Here is a 19,632-nt window from a genome sequence, read left to right as displayed (position 1 = left end):
CAAAATCCCCAGCACCTGCACCAATGCCAATGCCAATGCCAATGCCAATGAGGTCACTGTCGAGTTTGTTGACGGCAAAGCAACCACCACCAGCCTGGATGTCGCCATGCACTTCCTCAAGCGGCATGACGATGTCTTAAAGCGAATTCGCAGTCTGGATTGTTCCCCTGAATTTACACTCCGCAATTTTGCGGAGTGTTCCCGGAACGGCGCGAACAACAAACCCGAGCCGTATTTTCGAATGACCCGCGATGGGTTCACCTTCCTCTGTATGGGATTCACCGGCAAGGAAGCCGCCAAGTGGAAAGAGTCCTACATCAATGCCTTCAACAAAATGGAACAGGTACTGATTGAGCAGCCCGAGATCCTGAGCCACAAATACTTGCTTCAGTTCGCACTGAAAACGCTGGAGCTGATGCGCGACCGAACCCACGGGCGACCACCCCGGCCAAGTACAGAGCAAGTGGTGCAGAACTATCTGGCCGTGGAGTCGCTGGACCAGGCTTCACCGGATCAAATCAAACAGGCGATCAACTTCCTGCAAGGTCAGATCATCGGCGAGGGCGCCGCCGCTACCACTTTGCCGGGCGTTGCCGGTAGCTCCATCGCGAAAGACCTTCTCTACGGTCTGCTCCGCTCCGCCCACGACACAGAACTGTTGTTCAACTCATTGTACGACAGCGGCGTCGAAAAACTGGCCAGCGACGCCTTCAAAAACCACATGGCCGGCAAGCTGGCCGAAACATCCCAGCAGGCCCGGGACCTGCTCGGTTACGTCGCGAGTCATGCCACTCGCAACCCCTTCGTCTACAACAAATCGAAACACTGAGGAGATCGTCATGGGTACGCCCGTACACGGCTGGGAAGGCAACATCGGTACCGCGCCGGAATTTAAAGAGTTTCCGAACGGTAACAAGGACCCGCGTCGACTCTTGCGGATCAACGTCTACTTCGACAACTCGATCCCGGACGGCAAAGGCGGCTACGAGGACCGTGGCGGCTTCTGGGCAAACGTGGAGTGGTGGCACAAAGACGCGGAGCACTACTCGAAACTGTTTCAGAAAGGCATGCGGGTGCTGGTTAGCGGTCGTGCTGTCATGGACCGTTGGGATAACAGCGAAGGCGAGTTTGAAGCCCTGAAGATCCAGGCCAGCCGTGTAGGCATGCTGCCACATCGTGTAACCATGGTGGACTTGTCTCCTTCGCAAAATCAGAACTCGCAGCAGACACGCAGCCCCCAGTCGAAGCAATCGCAACCCCAGTCGCAGCCAGGTCCTGGGCCGGACGAGTATCCAGACCCAGATATCCAGTTCTAAAAATTTCGGCCCATTCGTGAGGCTATCGGTGTTGGGGGAGGCGGTTCATCGTCTCCCCCAACCTCATTCAGAAATCGCATACAGTAGGAGCCGCAGATGGATATGATCGACTGACGACCCATTTTATCCGGCAAAAAAATCGTTCTATTCGTGGAATTTCTGGCTGTTTTAACCTTGTTTTCGGCGCTCCTCAGCTCCGCAACTCTATTTTTTGCTGTGATACAGAAAAATCGCCCAATCGTGACACTGCTGTTTTATTGATCCGTTCTGCGGGGAACTCGACCAATGGAGCAAACATCAACGCCTTCGAAGCCAATGGATAGGCGTCAGTTCAATAACCCCCACGCTGTCGTGCACACTGCCGGTGCCGGTGCCGGTGCCGCCCGGAAAGGGCTACGGGTTTGCAGTTGCCCTTATCATCACCCCGCGATGCGTGCGTCGTGGCTAAAGGGCTTTGCCCAGGCACAGCAGCTGACGCTTGATCTCTAGTCACGGAAAGCCCCGTTGCGGATTGACCATTTCCCATTGAAGCCCCACCCGCGCAGCCGCGAGAGTCCCTCTTTGTACAATCGAGAGGGGGCACCCCATGAAGCTATTGATCATCGAAGCACCCGGCAAGCTCAAGAAGCTCCAGCCGATGATGAAGAAACTGCGCCCAGGCGAAGACTGGCAGGTGATTGCCAGCGGCGGGCACATTCGCGACCTCCCGGCCACGGGCCAGGATGACACCATGATCACCACCGGCGTGCGCAAGAACTACACGGCGGTCTACGAGATCCTGGACAAGAGCGCCAGATCGGTGCGAGCGATCAAGGCCGCGGCCAAGCAGGCCACCGAAATTTATCTGGCCACCGACCCGGATCGCGAAGGTGAAAGCATCAGCTGGCACTTGCAACAGGTACTGGGACTGGCTGACTACAAACGCATCACCTTCAACGAAATCACGATGAAGCGCGTGCAGGAGGCCCTGGCGAATCCTCGGAAAATCGACCTGAACATGGTCGCTTCGCAGGAATGCCGCCGAATCCTGGACCGTCTGGTGGGCTACCTGGTCACCCAGGAACTCCGCCGCCTGATGGGCAAACCAACTTCTGCCGGGCGCGTGCAATCGCCTGCCGTGTATCTGGTGGTACTTCGCGAGCGCGAGATCCGCAACTTCCAAGTGATCGAACACTTCGGCGTCCGCCTGTACTTCACGGATCCGCAGAGCGGTAACACCTGGTACGCCGAATGGCAGCCAGTACCGGATTTTGCGACCAAGGACCATCCCTACGTCCAGGACGGCAACCTTGTCCAACTCGTAGCGGGGACACGCAATGTCGGGGTCGAAGCCTGCGAAGATCGGAAGGCCGAGAGCCATCCACCGGCCCCCTTCATCTCATCGTCCCTACAACAGGCGGCCAGCAACGCCTTGAAGTGGGATCCAGACAAGACGATGCAAGTCGCCCAGCGTCTGTACGAACAAGGCGTCATCACTTACCACAGGACGGACAACCCTAACGTTCCAGATGACGCCATGGAAGATATTCGTACCGTGGCCAACGCCCTGCGACTGAAAGCCGTTGATGAACGACGCACCTTCAAAGCTGCCGAGGGCGCCCAGGAAGGCCATCCGGCGATCACACCAACCCACTGGGCCGAAGAGTCCGCCGGAGAGGATGCTGAAGAACGGGCGCTGTACAAGCTGATCCGGATCCGCGCGCTGGCCAGCCAGCTCGAAGCCGCCATCTACGACGTGCGTACTGCAAAGCTGATAGCTGTCGGCCCTGGCGGCAAGCCGCTGCGCTTCACCGCAACGGGTAAAACACTCTACTACCCCGGCTGGCTGAAACTGCTCCAGGGCGACGACACCGACGATGAAGAGGAGTCCGGGGCAGACAACCCGGTTCCCGCGCTCTCCCCCCAACAGATCCTGTCGGTACAAAACAGTGAATTGCAGAAGAAGAAAACCAAGCCGCCGGCACGCTACACCAAGGCCAGTCTCATCAAGGAAATGGAACGCCGCGGTATCGGGCGTCCCAGCACCTTCGCCTCGATCATGAAGAACATCGCCAGTAAGGGCCTGATCGAGGAAAAAAGCCGCAAGCTGGTGCCCGCCACCTTAGGTGAAGAAACAATCGCCAGGCTCGAAGGGATCTTCAGTTTCGTGGAGCTGGACTTCACACGAGAACTGGAGCGCGACCTGGACAGGATTGCCCAGGGGCAGGACACCTACGGTGCCGTAGTCAGCCGGATGCACCGCCGCCTGGAAGACGAACTGTCGAAACAGCGCGGCATGCCCAGCGTCCCAATGGCATCAGCGCCCAGGGTTGCCCAGACGGGTGCGACGTTCAACTGCGGTAAGTGCGGCCAGCCCCTGGCGAGACGGCAAAAGAAAGGGGACGGCGGCTATGACTTCTGGGGTTGTACCGCGTACAAAGCGAGTGGTTGCAAGGTCAGTTACCCCACGCTGAATGGCAAGCCGAACTTCAACAAACCAAGAGGTCTATAAGTTACCTCCGAGGCTCATTTGGCCCTTACCCTCTCAGTGCAAAATCACCTCCCGCCTCAATGTGTATTTGCCGTAGCTCCTATCTCCTCTGGCGACCGACAGTGCCGGGCGTCGACAGAGGAGATGAAGCGTGGCGGCACTGCTGGAAACACCAACAATCGATCAACTGTTTCTTGATCCAACCCTGCGCATCTACTCGGATCGGCAACTGGCCGTCGTCGGCACCCAGTGGATCATTCCACGGCTGGGTGACAAATGAGCCGGCCACGCCTCATCAACCGCCCGCCGACGCTGCTCGGCAAGGCGGTGTTCGACGGCTATGACTTCGGCTTGCAACTCCAGTTCGTCGAAGGGGCCAACCGCCTGTTTCTGGAGCGGGAGGGATTCTACATACGCCGCTCGGAACACCCACTCCACCGCTACTGGCGCCTTCCCAAAGGTAAGTTGCTGGAAGACCTGGATCTACTCTTTCACCGCCTGATGGAGTTGAGCGAAAATCGATTCAGCGAGACTTGGCAGACCTTCCGCGAAAAACTGGAGGCTGCACAATGCGCGCCCGAACGACAAGCTTTCACCTGGGGCCTGGTCTTCCGGATCGCCCCGCTCGCCCAGGGCGGCGTGTTGCTGTCAGGCGACTACCACCCCGGAGCGGTGGCGGTCTCCAGACGCATGCGCGGCGTTTTCCTAGGGCAGTCCCGCTCTTGGCGCATTGATGCCAGCTCCGAGCTGGTGCGCAGTAACCTGATTCTCGAAATGGGTCTGTCAGAGGATCAATTCGAGATCCTCGATACCGTCCAGGAACTGCTGACCGATGGATCTGTCGCGCCCGCCGAAACCATCACTCGCATCAGCCTCGGCGGCCCGCCTCAGGAACGCGCAGCGCCGTCAGTGGACGATGAGGTATCGACGGACATCTACCTTGCCGCCGTGCCCTCAATCGAACGAACCGAATTCACCGCAGCGCATATTGCACAAGCGCTGGCCGGCCACTCGCTGTTGGACCATCAACCAGCCGGCATCCAGCACTTGCTCCAGCGCACCAGTGCCCTGCTCGCGGATGATATGGGCCTGGGGAAAACACGCCAGGCCACTATCGCTGCCGCCATCCGCGCAGCAGAACGTCCCGTCCTGGTCATCACCCTTTCGACACTGATCATCAACTGGCAACGCGAGATCCAGATGGTGTATCCGCACGCCCGCATTGGCTTGCAGACCTTCGACCCAGCCGCGCAATGGATCATCACCAACTATGAACGCCTGGGGGATTTTGTCTTGCAGGCGGGTCACTTCAACGTGATGATCATCGACGAGGCCCATCGGCTGAAAGAACCGACAGCCGCGTGGACACGCCACGGCTTCGATATTGCCGCCAAGGTGCCCAACCGCTACCTGCTCACCGGCACGCCAGTGCTCAACCGCGAATCAGAGTTGCACACACTGTTGCGGTTGTCCGGCCATCCGGTCGGTCAGTTACCACTCAAGGAGTTCTGCGAACAGTTCGCCGGCAGCCAGGATTTCCGCAAAAACTTGCGTGAGGCGATCAGCGACTGGATGCTGCGTCGACGTAAGGACGTGTTGCCCGGGCTCAAGGGGAAACAGCGGCAGACCCTGTCGGTCGAGCTCACCATTGAGGAACGTAAGGAATATGATCGGATTCGCCTTGAAGACAGGCCCGGCCTAGCCCGGCTGGGCTCACTACGTCAATTGCTGGAGCAGGTAAAAGTCCGAGTCGTGATGGAGCTGGTTTCCGAGCTGGATATCGAGGACAAGGTGATTCTGTTCTGCGAGTTCACTGCGACGGTCGGGACACTGCGCACTCTGTGCACCGAGGCCGGTTATGGCTGCGTCACAGTGGTGGGAAGCGATTCCGTTGGCAAACGGCAGAAAGCGATCGACAAATTCCAGGGAGATCCCGATACCAGGGTCTTCGCCGCAACTACATCCGCCGCCGGTACCGGCAATAACCTGACGGCCGCGAACTACGTCATGTTCCTCGGGCTGCCCTGGACGCCTGGCATGCAGGACCAGGCCGAGGACCGCGCCTATCGCAACGGCCAGCTCCGCTTGGTCGTCGTGAAAATCCCTCTCGTGGAGAACACCATCGATCAGATGTTGTGGCAGATGCTGCTGGATAAACGGCAGCTGACACAGGATCTGATTGAACCTGATGTCGTTGCTGCCAATCGAGCAGAGCTGGTGTACTCAATATCTCACCCCATACCGAGTGATGATCGAAGCAACATCGAGTGATAAATTTTATCTGCGAATTGGCTGCAAAAATCGTTGATTAGACCACCACTCAAAGCCCTCATCACCAACGAGTCGAGGAGCGTGTAGTGGCTATCGATGAGAAGCTATCAACAAGCCGAAACGCCCATCCGTGATCCGTTAGCTGCCCCCCGAGAAAAGATCCATACCGCAAGAATCTATTTCCTACTGCGCCATACCACCTTGCCTGCCAACGTGGCCCCCATCATCAAAGGGGGCCTCTCGGCACATGATCAGGCACTTCACCATTATCTTCCTGCTCGCGCTCGTCGCCAGCTGCACCACCCAAACGGCACCAGCGCCCAAGCCGGCGTTCGACAGCAGCCGCAACCCGGACATGCTCGCGCCGGACCTCTATTCCAGCGGCGTAGTTCCTGAAAAGGAGCCGGTCGTTCGCTATGGCCGTTACACTCTGGTCAGCACCCTGCCCGACTCCGGTCAGCGCGACCTGATGGCTCAGATCATCGATGTGAACATTCCGGCCAACATGCATCCAAACATACGTGATGCCATGCAGTACGTGATGAATCGCTCGGGCTACTCGTTGTGCGCAGCGGACACCGGCCACGTCAACATCCTCTACACCCGGCCACTGCCAGCAGCGCAATACAAGCTCGGCCCGATGACCTTGAGCAACACCTTGCAGGTCCTGGCCGGTCCGGCCCGGCAGGTCAAGGTGGATGAGGTTAACCGCCAGGTCTGCTTTGTCCTGCGCCCTGGGTATCAGCTACCCGACTCGCCTCGAACAGCCACCTTCGTCGCTAAGCAAAGCGCGGAGTTATCGCCAGGTTCGAAGCCGTCCGTTTCGGCATCGCCGATCAGCAACAGCCCCACCAGCAGCGTGGTCTCCGTAGCAGCGGCACCGACATCGCCAGGCATCACCATCTCCGCTCTCCCTGTTTCGGCTGCAACGCCGCCAGTTGCCGTAGCCACCTCACAACCCATCACCAGCGCAGTGGTCCCCGTCAAGGATGGCACCTCTTTACAGAACAAGCCGACGACAGCAATCGCTCAGGCGCTTCCCGTGGCAAAACCGCTCGCAGCGCCGATACCCGCGTCAACAGTCGCCGCTCTAGCGCGCCCTGTACCAGCCCACTCTGAGCGCGCCCCTGAAACAGCCTCTCAACTCATGAGTTGGACTGCGCCAGTCGGCAGCACCTTGCACCAGTCCATTGCGGACTGGTGCAAGCGAGCCGGGTGGCAATTGGTCTGGAAACAGGAAGACCTGGACTACTCGATCGAAGCTCCCTTGAACTTCAAAGGCACCCTCCCCGAAGCGATTGCCCAAATTTTCTCGCTGTACGACGACGCACCTCGCAGCTTCATCGTCGATGTCAATTCAAGCTCAAGCCAGCGGATCGTTTACGTTGCGGAGAGGAAGAAGTGATGAAATCGTTCTTCAGAATGAGCGGTGTAGCTATCGCCTTGCTGCTCTGCACCAGTTGTTCGCTCCAGCGGGCGGGTGATTTTCAGCGACAAGCCCTGGGTTTCCACCCAGCCTGTCGTAACCAAGCGAGGCCTTCCCGCGGCGCTCGACTGTGAACGCATATTCCGGCCTGGCAGCAGCGTAACCCTCAACAACGTGGCGCAGCTCATCACTAACGAGTGTGAAGCTCCTGTGCTGGTCTCCCCTGAAGCGGTCAACCCTGGACCGGACACCATGACTGCCGGGGCCAATCGGGCACAATGGCCACATTTCGGCCCTGCCGGATCTGGTGACTTCCCGCCTGGGACATTTCTGGCATTACTTGCCAGCGGAAAAGGCCGGATCTGACGGTCGGTGGTGCAGCATAGATGTACTGGATTTTGGCTGACGGGCGCCTCGACCGCCGTAGGCTACGTTTCGCCAGGGCGCTTGATCAGGCCCATGACCGGGGCCACGGCGATCATCATTCCGCCTACCATCCCCGATGGCGCGGCAGTGGCCTACAGATAGTCGCACCGTCGCCTTGCGCAAGCTCTCTGGCAGGGGGAAACACGTTGTGTCACAATGTCCCCAGTAGCGATTCCACCTCGCTGGCTACTGGCGGTCATCAGTAGCGCCCGGTGATGCGATTCGTCCCGTCACCAACCCCAAAGCACGCATAGCTCCGGGAAGGGCGTGCGGACCTAGTTGAGGATCTTCCCTGTGTCTCCCTGTTCCAAGCCAGACACGCAGCCGTCAACTCGTGAATTGCGAGTTCAAAGGCACATAGGGTTCTCTGGAGGTTCGAAGCACCGTAATCCAAGGGCCACACTGGTGTTGTGGCCCATACTTTTTAAAGCTCACACGAAGGGTAGCCTGAGGGTCTTGTTTCAGGATCCTCAGGCTACCCTTTGGTAGCGACTTTTCCCTGCCGGTGGCCCGCCGGCGAAACGCAGGGCTCCTTTTGTGCGCGGATGCGTGCCTTATGTTTGCTGGCCCCAGCCACGATAATCGGCCAGGTGATGAAATGAGACGTCCGGATCACAGCCCAGAGATCAACGACGCTTCAGATTTTCACAGGTGGCATTTTTCTCTGTATCTTGAATATGACCAGAGCCGAGAGTGACTGCTAACCCAGTTGCCCTCGGTAGATTCTCAATCTGTTTTTCAACATCATCCCGCCCCTAGTCCCTCCCTCCCCGCTTGACACATCCCAATCCCCCTTTGAATATAGGGGCGTGACCTGCTGACATCGTCAGCAACATGCCCAGGCAGTCAGGATCCTCAAGACTGCGGCACGCTGTTCGTGTTCGATCCACCCAAGGCCGCTGAGCTTCCGGTAGCGCGGTCGATCGACATCTGTCGATGGAGGCACCTTGATGCAACTCACCTCGCGGGGAATCACTTCCCCGCCAGGGTCAGTGCTTTCTCCGCATATCAACCTGCAGGAGAAACAGCATGTCCAAACTCACCTTCAACATCGGTTACGCAATCGGCATCGTCACCCGGGAATTCCTGCGTGCGGTGAACACGAAAGATGCGTGGGCCACGCCCCCGACAACCCCGACCAAAGTGGCTCCGCAGGTTCAGTTACCACCTCCCTGCGTTCCTGACAATGTGCTGCGTGACATGGATCGCCAGCCGGCAATGGTTCGTGCCTATGGCACTGATCTAAATCACTGGTATGAGGCGAATACTCGCATGGTCCAAAAGCCCGCCCGTAAACGCCGTTCCAGGACAACAGATACTGACCAAGCAAACATAGCTCCCGTTGGTTCGCTGACACCTGGTGCTTGCTGAGTTGGTACCACTCACCCCAGCCGGGAACCTTCCCGCTGGGGAGGCTTCCCTGGCAGTTTTTTTGCTGCAAAGACTTGACAATCGATAGCGGCATTTCCATTCTGTACACATGTATCGCTGACGTCGTCAGCAACATGCCCAAGTAGTCTGGATCCGCAAGACTACGATGCGGTTTACCGCATTGATCCCTCCCAAGATCGCCATAGCTTCCGGTAGCGCGATCAATCGACTTAGTCGATGGAAGCACCTTACCCCCCACGACGGGCCTTTCCCGTCCGGGCAGGCCTCTCATTTTTTTGGAGGTCTGATGAAAACTGAACTGGCTCTCTACCAAGCGCTGATTTCGATCAATGTTCCGGAACAGAAAGCTAACGCCGTTATAGAAGCTTTGGAGAACGACATGCATTCGCTACTCGCAACCAAGGCTGATGTAGCTGCACTGAAGACTGAAATCTCTCAACTTGAAGTCAAACTCACTCTTCGCATGGGTGTCATGTTATCGGCTGCCGTTGGCGTTCTGATTGCTGCCATGAAGATCCTGCACTAAGCACTACCCTCTGCTCCAACCACCCTCGCGGGGAATACTTTCCCCCAAGGGGCGAAGTGTTTCTCCGCTTTCTGCTTTTTCGAAATTGGAGATTCACCATGAGCAACCCAACCAACGAAATCAAGTTCTTCGACCTGCACACTACTGGCGTCGGTTATCTCAATCGGATTCGTGAAGTGTCGGTTCGAAAAGGTAAGCCATTTATGGCCGTCACCGTTGCAGCCTTGCGGGGCTCCTCTGATGATGTGGAATACACCTATATTGACTGTAACGTGGTCGGTGAAGAAGCCGAAAAGCTGATTCGCCGTTGCCAAGACGCAGTTACTAAAGGCAAAAAAATCCTCGTAAGCTTTCGTATCGGCGATATCTGGCCTGACACTTTCACTTACGACAAGGGCGATAAAAAAGGACAAACTGGCGTAAGCCTCAAGGGACGTCTTCTTTTTATCGGCTGGATCAAAGTGGATGGTCAAACAGTCTACAAAGCCGAACCCCGTGAAGTAGCGCCCGCTAATGAACAAGTTCAGGCTGAAGCTCCTCCTGAAGTACCGCTCGAAAGCAGCAACGCTCCCGAGCCAATCGTAGAAGAACAGGCCAAGCCAGCCCCTGCCAAACGGCAGCGCAAAGCTTCCTGATTTATTTTAAAAAACTGCATGGCACCTACGGGTGCCCTTCATCATTTACAAGAAATTTTCAAAGCAATAATCACATAGCCGACAAAACCGTCACCGGGAAACCCTCTCCCGGTCGGGCCAGGTGTTTTCCCGCACTTGGAGAAAATCATGTCGAATACACCCACCCAGTCCGCAAGTTTCTACAAGTTTCCTGTCGTATTAACCCCAGCAGCCTGGCTCGAATCGGTACACGTCGAAGCACCCCATCACGACTCCGAAAGTACCAGCCGGCTCGCCGAGGTGGTCCTGGCCGCTTACAGGGAGTTGCACTTGCAGCCTGATGCCGAGCAGATCAATTTCGGTCTGTATCGGTTCCCCCCCAAGGGCGAACGCATTGAAAGGGTCTGGCTGGACCTCACGCTACGCCTGGTCGTCGCAACGCCGGGCATGATCTACCTGCACATCTCACTCAAGGATGAAACCTCAGACCTCTGGTTTTGATTCCACCATCTATTACCCCCACTCTGAGCCCGATATTGTCGGGCTTTTTTCTCCTTGCGGGTATCAGCCTCGCGGCGGTTACTCGCAACTGCACGGAGTAACCCATGATCAACATCCCTGGCCAACTGGCTATCCGGACCATTACCGGTCGCAACGGAGACTTCAACGTCGGGCGCCTCTCAACCTCAATTGGCGAGTTCGTGATCAAAGACGCGCTCCTGGAACAGTACAACGAAGGCAAGTACCGGGGCGATTTCGCGATTAGGGGAATTCGGCCCTCGCACTACTCAACCGGCGGCCGCTTAGTCGTTGAGATACGAGCAGAGCTGGAAAGCATGTCGCTCGATGACGTCGACAAGCTTACGGTTGAGGACACCGCTCGACTGACCACCAATGAATCGGACCCACTGGACGAGGAGGCACCGCGCACCAGCCCAACACAACAGCCTCGAAAACGCCGCCCCGTCGCACAGGCCACAAGCATTCAACCATCAGCAGATGACGCGCCATTCGGCATGGAGTCGTCCAGCACGACCTCCAACGACGATGACGCCGAGCTCTTCGGCACCCTCTGGCCTCTCGGGAAAACCGTCAGGTTAGACACCACCGTCGATCGCCAGCGATTACGAGCCCAATGCACCCGCTTGGGAGAATTGGGCTACATCCATGACTTCAAGCAGCAATCCTGGAACTGCCAATCTTACACATAGAAGGAAGCACTCTATGAATCCGATCTTCTCAGATATCGGCGAGCACATCCTGCTGACCGTCGAAGACCAACTGACCAACAACGAAGTGTCCGATGATGGTGAGATGCGCGAGCACTTCATCGAAATCGGGCTGACCGAGGAGCAGGCAGAGGCTGCGTTGCAGCTTCGCCCCCTGTATCAGGTCAACCTTTACATGATTGGTCAGTCACCTCTATTCCAGGGCGACACGACCACTTGCTTTGATCCACATACCCACTCACTCAAGCGCGATCGATAACCCACCATCCATTCACCCCGAAGGGCGGCGTCCTGCCCTTCCAGGGCTAGCTGCCCTCCGATCCGGAGACGGCTCAATGCCCACCTCATCACTCACACGGCTGTATCAGGTCGACGAATGTCCTGACCTATACGTCGACGCCTGCGTCTGCGACGAACAGCGCAACCTGGTCTTCTTTTCAGCCTGGGGCCGCGACACTGCCCTGCAGGAGTTCCTGGCCAGGCTGACCCTCGGTTCAGCCGAAAACGGCCTGAATCAGTTCCACATCGTTGTCGACGGCCGGAGCCTTCCGGTCTTCCCCAACATTGACCTATTGGAAAAACGCACCACCCGCCACTTCCGCGGGACGTTATTCGGCAGCCTCTTGCACCTTTGGCTGTTCGACCGGCGCTGCGCTCAATCCGATCGTACCAATCACTTCGCCTACGCCCTCCTCGAGGACGGCCAGGCACCTCAACAGCGGCTCTGGCCGCTGGTCACCGAAACCTGCCCGCTACCCCTGCTCCAGCATTGGCGCGAACCGGTGCTGGAGGTCCTGAATCAACACGGCATGTTGCAACCACTGCCCAAAGGCCAGGGCTCGATCAGGGCCTGGCGCCTGTCGCTGAAACTCGACGTGCTCGAACCCGCCCTGGGCGATCTGATTCGCCAAGGGCAACTCACCACCGAAGCCCGGGATTAATCCCGGGTCACACCTGACTCAAGGAGGCCTGTATGGCTTTGATGTTCCCGCGCCTGGCGCACAACTTTGCCCGCAATGGCTACTACCCCACCGACGAAATCACCCTGGAGCGAACGCTGCAGGCCCTGGCCCCCTCTCCCACCGGCAGAATACGGATCTTCGATCCCTGTGCCGGTGAAGGCGTAGCCCTGGCCGAAGCCGCGCATGCCCTCGGGCGTGACAATGTGGAGACCTTCGCTGTCGAATACGACCGAGAGCGTGCCGATCACTCCAGGACACTGTTGGATCGCGTGCTGCACAGCGATCTGATGGACACCATGATCTCGCGCCAGGCCTTCGGCCTGCTCTGGCTCAACCCCCCTTACGGGGACCTGGTGACCGACCATGCCGGGGCTTCGCAGTATCAAGGCAACGGTCGCCGACGGCTGGAGAAAGCCTTCTACCAAAGGGCACTTCCCCTGTTGCAGTATGGCGGTGTCCTGGTGTTCATCATTCCGCACTATGTCCTGGACGATGAACTCTGCGGCTGGCTGTGCAATCACTTCACTGAACTGCGGATCTATGCTGGATCAGACCCGACCTTCAAGCAGGTGGTGATCTTCGGTATCCGTGTCCGACGCCAGGATCTGGCCCGGCCACGGGAGGTTGCCCAGGTACGCGAACGTCTTCTGATGATCGGCTCTGACCTGCGGAACGCCGAAACGCTCCCGGTCAGTTGGCCATGGGAACCGTATCGGGTGCTGCCGGCAGCGACCGACCTCGAACACTTCTACCGAATGACGCTCGAACCGGACCAGTTCCAGCTGGAGGTCAAACGACTGAAAGGTCTTTGGCCGGACTTCACCTTGCACTTCGGTCAAAACGGAGTCCCAGCCAGGCCTCCCGTACGAGCCCTATCACGCTGGCACCTGGCCTTGGCGCTGGCTGCCGGCGCGATATCCGGTGTAGTGCGATCGAAGTCCGGACGAACCCTGGTACTGAAGGGCAATACCTACAAGGATAAGGTCCACAAGACCGAGTTCACCGAGGACGAGAACGGCAACGTCTCCGAGGTACGGATCCTGACCGACCGTTTTGTGCCCATCATTCGGGCATGGGATATGACGCCAGGCTCCCGTGATCACGGGCGCGTGCTGACCATCAGCTCGTCCCCGACCACCATGGCCGATCCGGATACGCCGGCAGTGGCTCCAGTACCTCAAGCCGACTCCGGCTCGCTGTTCGCCCCAGGCCAATTGGCACTGACCCATTCCGTGCAACATCTTGTGGAGCACGGCGCACTCGATCCTACCATCTACCTTCGGCGTCATCTGTCGGGGGACTGGGGGGAATTGAGCGACGATGACTGGAACAGCAACCAACGAGCACTGAACATAGGCGATCGACTGTTTTCCGCCTATGACATCGACACCAGCGACGAAACCAGACTCTGGATCATCACTGAGTCAGATCGCAGCGTGACCACCATCCTGCTGCCTTCCGACTACTAACTTAGCCATACGCCCCCCCAGGCGTTTCCTCTACCAACCCGCAGGGTATGCACATACCCGTTGGGGTGTCGTGCATGCCCTGTTTCCACCTCCCAGGAGAAACACCATGAACGACCTGTCCCACGGCTCTCAAGCCCCTCTTTCACCCCTGACCATTGGCCTGACCGAATTCATCGACGAATTCGGCGACGAGCTACTGGACTCCCTCAACCGATCCAATCCACCGGTTTATGCCGGCAACCTAAACGCCAATCGCCAGCGGGTGATGGACGGACTCAAACGCCGTCCCTTCCCGGCCCAGGCCGATGTCGTGCAAGCGGTCGCCGCGTTGCTGCTTGATCGCAACGAGCAGTCCGCCATCATCAACGCCGAGATGGGGACCGGGAAAACCATGATGGCCATCGCTGTAGCAGCCATCATGCACAACGCAGGCTATCGCCGCACCTTGGTCATATCACCGCCGCATCTGGTCTACAAATGGCGACGCGAGATCCTCGAAACTCTACCGAACGCCCATGTCTGGGTGCTCAACGGACCAGACACCTTGGTCAAACTGCTGAAGCTACGTGACCAGTTGGGCGATGCCCATGACGGAAGACCGGAGTTCTTCATCCTTGGGCGCGTGCGCATGCGGATGGGGTTTCACTGGCGCTTGGCATGCTGGCCACGTCGGTCTGCAGGAGGACACCTGCTGGCAGGCTGTCCCGATTGTGGCCAGGTCCTGGAGGACCAGGAGGGCAATCTAATCACCTTGGACGAATTTCACCGAGAGGAACGCCGACGAAGCTGCCCACGCTGCGCCGGCCCACTCTGGACTCTGATACGCCCGGGGAAAGCGGACAGCGGCTCCCGGCGCTCCACGATCCTGAAGTCAATGTGTCGAATCCCGACCATCGGCCCGGTGCGTGCGGAACGGCTGCTGAGCGACTTCGGGGAGGATTTCCTCGCCTCGATGCTGATGGATAACGTCAGCGAGTTCATCAACCTTATGGACGCCACAGACAACTTCATCTTCAGCGACCGCCAGGCCAAGCGTATGGAGCGCGCGATGGCCAACATTGAGTTCGGCTTTGGTGAGGGCGGCTACCAGCCCACGGAGTTCATCAAGCGCTACCTGCCTGATGGTTTTTTCGACCTGCTGGTGGTGGACGAAGGGCATGAGTACAAAAACAGTGGATCGGCCCAGGGCCAAGCCATGGGGGTGTTGGCAGCGAAAGCGCGGAAAACCGTACTGCTGACCGGCACTTTAATGGGCGGCTATGCTGATGATCTGTTTTACCTGCTGTTCCGAATCCTCACCCGAAGCATGATCGAGGACGGCTACAGACCGAACGCCCGCGGCAGCATGGCTCCAGCGGCCATGTCGTTCATGCGTGATCACGGCGTGCTGAAGGACATTTACACCGAGCGAGACAACGAGTCACACAAAACCGCCAAGGGCAAGAAGCTCTCGGTACGGACGGTAAAGGCCCCGGGCTTCGGCCCGAAAGGCATTCATCGTTTCGTGCTGCCCTACACCGTGTTTTTGAAACTCAAGGATATCGGCGGCAACGTGTTGCCGGCGTACCAGGAAGAGTTCGTCGACATCGTCATGTCTGCTGAACAGACCTCGGCCTATCAGCAACTGGCTGGGAAACTGACTCTGGCGCCTCGCCAAGCTCTTGCGCGACGAGATACCACGCTGATGGGCGTGGTGCTCAACGTGCTGCTGGCTTGGCCGGACTGCTGCTTCCGACCGGAGATGGTCAAACATCCGCGCTCCAAGGAAACACTGGCGCTCGTCCCTCCGATTTTCGGGGATGACGATCTGATGCCCAAAGAACAGGCGCTAGTTGAGCTGTGCCTTACGGAGAAAGCCAAAGGCCGCAAGGTACTGGCCTACACTGTCTACAGCGGAACTCGTGACACCACCTCGCGTTTGAAACGGTTGCTGGACCAGGCCGGTTTGAAGGTGGCGGTGTTGAGGGCTTCAGTGGATACCCAACGGCGCGAGGATTGGATTCTCGACCAGGTTGATCGTGGGATCGACGTGCTGATCACCAACCCGGAGCTGGTAAAGACCGGTTTGGATCTGCTCGACTTTCCGACCATCGCGTTCCTGCAGACGGGGTACAACGTTTACACCCTTCAGCAGGCAGCGCGGCGGTCGTGGCGGATCGGGCAAAAGCAGCCGGTTCGAGTGGTGTTCTTCGGCTACGCCGGCAGTTCGCAGATTACTTGCTTGCAGTTGATGGCCAAGAAGATCTCAGTGGCTCAAAGCACATCGGGTGACGTGCCAGAGTCAGGGCTTGACTCGTTGAACCAGGATGGGGATTCGGTTGAGATGGCGCTGGCGAGACAATTGATTGTTGCATGACCTTATGGCCACCTACGGGTGGTCATTTTTTTGTGTCGTATTAGCCGAAGGTACTCCTGAGTCAAGTGGGCCGTTTATGTAATTAATTCATCGGCGGTTGCGGGAGCTGAGTGCAACACAGCCATTGAATTAAAGCAGAAACATCATGACGCATAACCGTGGTCTTTTGCATCACTTCGCTCATGACTTCGATCGAGCACTTGAAATCGAAGCGCTTCTTTAGCCAACCCACCGGCGTGTAAAGTTAGCAACCTGAAGGACATGACGCTGTGCGGGCAGATCCAACCTATGGGATTGCATGGTTACTTTGATCGCGTAAACTCAAAACCAAACTGGTAAAAAACACGCGCCTCTCATTCTTGTCTAACATGATGACAGCAGCGCAAAATACCCACCCCCCCTTACTATGCCATATAAATTTTCGCGATATAGATACGCATGCAACAATGTAGCCATAATCGCAGGCACCCAAGAAAGGCATCTTAGTGTTTTTAGCGAGCGACTTAGCTTCACCTCATTAGCACCGAGTTCCTTCACAGCTTCCTGAATACATTTACGTAGATCTTCGGGATACTGGTGCAGCTTTTGTTGATGAGACGAAAACATCATTTTGCAAGAGTGTCTGATACGTTCATACTGAAGCTTCTGAGCGGCCAAAGTTTCAGCTAATAGCGCAGAAGTTATCGCGATACCCACGACAATTATTGAGCTTTCTAAAACATTATCAGCTTTTGAGATTGCGATGACTGCAACAAGAGAAATTGGCACACCAAGAACCTTACCACTTATGTCACTCACAACCTTTGACATCTGATCAGCGATGGTTAATTGCGCGACAGCCACCTCCTGCTTTGCTTTATGGAACGAAAAACCACTAAGATAAGTAGCAATATTATTTTCGTACAAGGTCAAAAATTTCGCCCAGGTCGTAATAAGAACCTTGAAACGCTCTTTTCCACCAGAGTACTTTGCTAGATATTCAATTAAACTTGCGCGAAAAATTGACCGTTCTTTCAGAAGATGAGGATTCTTATCCAGATTACTCCCTTGAAGGCTATCGACTAACTCAGTGCCCACCTCACATGACAACAGATTTTGATCCAAATATGGATATAGCGTGATAGCGCGCTCGCCTTTAACAGCATCCTCAGCAACGAATACAAGCTTATATTCATCACTAGATTCTTTGTCGTCATGAAAATGGGCCAAATCGGCTAAATACACGATCAATTGGCAGATGGACCTCAGAGTATTTACGCGCTGATCAACCGGCTCCTCAGAAGATAAAATATCTTCTTCTAACAGATAAATATGTGACGGTAGCGGCTCTCTAACATAGCTTTTTGAACGAGTCATAAGCTGTTCAAAATTTTTGAACACGGGCACAGCACCTGACGTTTCCAGTGCGAAGCTTAGCTCAATTTTGGACCAAGACTTGGAGAAATCTACAGATGAAAGCTTGCGATCGTCTCCGTCAATTAACAACTCGTCAAACCGACCGGTCTTCGAGGCTGCGAGTGCTTCAATTGCTTCATTGGTTCCCGTGCTAAAAACAGATGTTTTGAAAGTAAAAGAGTTACCGGACACTAGGTCAGGGCGCCCCAGCATCCGATATGCGTGGACAAATTTGAGAACGTCTGTCATAGCATTCACTCAGCCTGAACCGCATCTAGTTTATCTGCGATGGCTTGGCGGATAACTTCGATAGCGTCTTCCGAAAGATTATTAATGATCAGCTTGCGATCTTGCTCCACAAAACGAATCTCCGCATCGACTCCCTCGCCCAAGGTGTTTCGATCAAATCTCAGCTGCCAATTCTCTGCTTTGTATACGACGTGAGTGTACTTATCCAAAGTAACCTTGCTGATAGGAAATTCAACAGGAACACCTACCGCCTCACCGTTGAGGTGCCCAGTGAACTCATTGGCCAAATCGTCAGCTTGCCCTTCCATCTCAGCAGGGAAAAACTGCCGAGCAATCGCTTCGACCTCTGATAGCTTAACGGACTGACCAGAATCTCTCTGGCGTTCCAAATATCTCAGAACTTCGTCTTTGAATTGAAGCCGCTTGCCATAAAGATTGGGACGATCCCTAAAAAATTTAACACTTTCATTGATCAGATTTTTTGTAGCTGCCGCTGAAGCTGTTCCTACAGCACAGCCGAGGGCAGTAACAAAATACCCAGCTGCCGATCGACCTGCGCTCTGGCTCAAGAAGCTAAGATAGTTAAGTTCCTGCCTAGCCTCATCATCCGCCGCACTATACTCTAGAAATTTACTAAAATTGATTCGAGCGGCGTGATACAAGCTGTTCAAATCAAGTTCTATCAACTCTTCCGGCTCTAGATTCTCATTGAGTCTCAGGCCATCTCGCTTTTTAAGCATCGCAATCAGCAGAAAGCGGCTCTGAGCGCTCTCGTAATCTACAAAAAGTATATAACCACCAGAGGAAGCTGTAGTTTTTTTGGCCGCTTCGTGCAGCTCCCCCATCGCAGACTCGGTGATTTCAAGAAAGGACTTATCCGTCAAGTCGATTTTTGAATATGCCTCAAAGTACTTAGGAAACTCGCTAACAGTCTTTTTTGCAAAAATTCCGTAATGCGCAGCGTTATTTTTTTTTCCGTAAATTGACGTAGCACCAACTATAAGCTTGTTCACTGCGGGCTTGTCTTTATCAAGCACTACCTTCCGGATATCGGAATCCTGAATATCTTTGAATTGTTCTTTTATCAATTCATGAACAACTGCAAAGTTAATTTTCACTTCCATAGCTACATCCTTGTTTACGGTTAACAATCAAATTTATCTATTAAACTTACCCCATGATGTCAATTCGTCACAAGGGAGGGACCGAAGCTTTACAAACAAAATTTCTTGATCGTGCAAAATACTGTATATACATACAGAAAAATGCGCAACACAAATGGTTCAAAGATCGGACCAAAGGCTGCCCTCATGCCCAAGCAGATCCTTGCCGAAAGCTAGGCCTGCTAAATTATATCACCCCAAAAAAAGAGGCTCCGCCTCTGGTAAAGCCCAGATGAGATCATCTCAAGCAGTCGCGCCAGACGAGTCAAATTCTGATCTGTAGTGATTCGATCCCAAGCGCCCCTGAAAAACCGTACAAACTGAGAAATCTATTTTCTACTGCATCACCTGAACCAGTTTGAGAGGGT

Annotated in this window: 19 protein-coding genes; 17 read left to right on the top strand and 2 right to left on the bottom strand. The window is 55.8% G+C overall.

The genetic code is table 11. The features are described 5' to 3' along the window. The first annotated feature begins 4 nt into the window (after positions 1-4). The 17 genes from AWM79_RS12335 (at position 5) to AWM79_RS12270 (ending at position 16,457) form a co-directional block, all read left to right on the top strand. Positions 5-829, top strand: coding sequence for a Rha family transcriptional regulator (locus AWM79_RS12335; RefSeq protein ID WP_060783981.1), 825 nt, complete (start codon positions 5-7; stop codon positions 827-829). A gap of 10 nt (positions 830-839) precedes the next feature. Further along, positions 840-1,316 (top strand): single-stranded DNA-binding protein, encoded by a 477-nt coding sequence (locus tag AWM79_RS12330; RefSeq protein ID WP_060782962.1) that lies wholly within the window; start codon positions 840-842, stop codon positions 1,314-1,316. 315 nt (positions 1,317-1,631) lie between these two features. Continuing rightward, entirely contained in the window at positions 1,632-1,805 is a 174-nt protein-coding gene (locus AWM79_RS24370; RefSeq protein ID WP_208599904.1) for a CrpP family ICE-associated protein, read from the top strand. Positions 1,806-1,902: 97 nt separating this feature from the next. Continuing rightward, a complete protein-coding gene (gene topA / locus AWM79_RS12325; protein ID WP_060782961.1) occupies positions 1,903-3,807 on the top strand; it encodes a type I DNA topoisomerase in 1,905 nt (634 codons plus the stop codon). Between the two features lie 130 nt (positions 3,808-3,937). Beyond that, positions 3,938-4,066 (top strand): hypothetical protein, encoded by a 129-nt coding sequence (locus tag AWM79_RS25930; RefSeq protein ID WP_279615803.1) that lies wholly within the window; start codon positions 3,938-3,940, stop codon positions 4,064-4,066. After that, positions 4,063-6,057, top strand: a complete 1,995-nt coding sequence (locus AWM79_RS12320) for a DEAD/DEAH box helicase (RefSeq protein WP_060782960.1) — start codon at positions 4,063-4,065, stop codon at positions 6,055-6,057. The genes AWM79_RS25930 and AWM79_RS12320 overlap by 4 nt, the downstream gene beginning before the upstream one ends. Before the next feature lie 247 nt (positions 6,058-6,304). Beyond that, a complete protein-coding gene (pilL2, locus tag AWM79_RS12315; protein WP_060782959.1) occupies positions 6,305-7,462 on the top strand; it encodes a PFGI-1 class ICE element type IV pilus protein PilL2 in 1,158 nt (385 codons plus the stop codon). A 393-nt stretch (positions 7,463-7,855) separates the two neighbouring features. Beyond that, complete coding sequence (gene pilM, locus AWM79_RS25925) at positions 7,856-8,011, top strand: type IV pilus biogenesis protein PilM (RefSeq protein WP_156430108.1); 156 nt, start codon at positions 7,856-7,858, stop codon at positions 8,009-8,011. A gap of 927 nt (positions 8,012-8,938) precedes the next feature. Next, a complete protein-coding gene (locus AWM79_RS12310) occupies positions 8,939-9,280 on the top strand; it encodes a hypothetical protein (protein WP_208599903.1) in 342 nt (113 codons plus the stop codon). 307 nt (positions 9,281-9,587) lie between these two features. Next, a complete protein-coding gene (locus tag AWM79_RS12305) occupies positions 9,588-9,827 on the top strand; it encodes a hypothetical protein (protein WP_060783979.1) in 240 nt (79 codons plus the stop codon). A 98-nt stretch (positions 9,828-9,925) separates the two neighbouring features. Next, on the top strand, positions 9,926-10,462 hold the full coding sequence (locus AWM79_RS12300; protein WP_060782958.1) for an STY4534 family ICE replication protein: 537 nt from the start codon (positions 9,926-9,928) through the stop codon (positions 10,460-10,462). 147 nt (positions 10,463-10,609) lie between these two features. Continuing rightward, the gene (locus tag AWM79_RS12295) at positions 10,610-10,942 is read left to right on the top strand and encodes a hypothetical protein (protein WP_060782957.1); all 333 of its coding nucleotides are present in this window, start codon (positions 10,610-10,612) and stop codon (positions 10,940-10,942) included. A gap of 104 nt (positions 10,943-11,046) precedes the next feature. Then, the gene (locus AWM79_RS12290) at positions 11,047-11,652 is read left to right on the top strand and encodes a DUF3275 family protein (protein WP_060782956.1); all 606 of its coding nucleotides are present in this window, start codon (positions 11,047-11,049) and stop codon (positions 11,650-11,652) included. A gap of 13 nt (positions 11,653-11,665) precedes the next feature. After that, a complete protein-coding gene (locus AWM79_RS12285; protein ID WP_060782955.1) occupies positions 11,666-11,929 on the top strand; it encodes a hypothetical protein in 264 nt (87 codons plus the stop codon). A gap of 76 nt (positions 11,930-12,005) precedes the next feature. Further along, a complete protein-coding gene (locus tag AWM79_RS12280) occupies positions 12,006-12,611 on the top strand; it encodes a hypothetical protein (protein ID WP_060782954.1) in 606 nt (201 codons plus the stop codon). 32 nt (positions 12,612-12,643) lie between these two features. After that, entirely contained in the window at positions 12,644-14,101 is a 1,458-nt protein-coding gene (locus AWM79_RS12275; protein ID WP_060782953.1) for a DUF6094 domain-containing protein, read from the top strand. Positions 14,102-14,207: 106 nt separating this feature from the next. Continuing rightward, positions 14,208-16,457, top strand: a complete 2,250-nt coding sequence (locus tag AWM79_RS12270) for a DEAD/DEAH box helicase (protein ID WP_060782952.1) — start codon at positions 14,208-14,210, stop codon at positions 16,455-16,457. Positions 16,458-16,820: 363 nt separating this feature from the next. Here AWM79_RS12270 and AWM79_RS12265 read toward each other — a convergent pair whose 3' ends face one another. After that, positions 16,821-18,101 carry a hypothetical protein gene (locus tag AWM79_RS12265; RefSeq protein ID WP_060782951.1) on the bottom strand — a complete coding sequence of 427 codons (1,281 nt, stop codon included), beginning with the start codon at positions 18,099-18,101 and terminating at the stop codon, positions 16,821-16,823. Between the two features lie 5 nt (positions 18,102-18,106). Continuing rightward, a complete protein-coding gene (locus tag AWM79_RS12260; protein ID WP_060782950.1) occupies positions 18,107-19,225 on the bottom strand; it encodes a nucleoid-associated protein in 1,119 nt (372 codons plus the stop codon). Between the last annotated feature and the right edge of the window lie 407 nt (positions 19,226-19,632).

This window comes from Pseudomonas agarici (genome assembly GCF_001543125.1).
Taxonomy (GTDB): Bacteria; Pseudomonadota; Gammaproteobacteria; order Pseudomonadales; family Pseudomonadaceae; genus Aquipseudomonas; species Aquipseudomonas agarici.
Note: the sequence above shows the minus strand (reverse complement) of the source record. Positions and strands in the feature narration are given on the sequence as shown.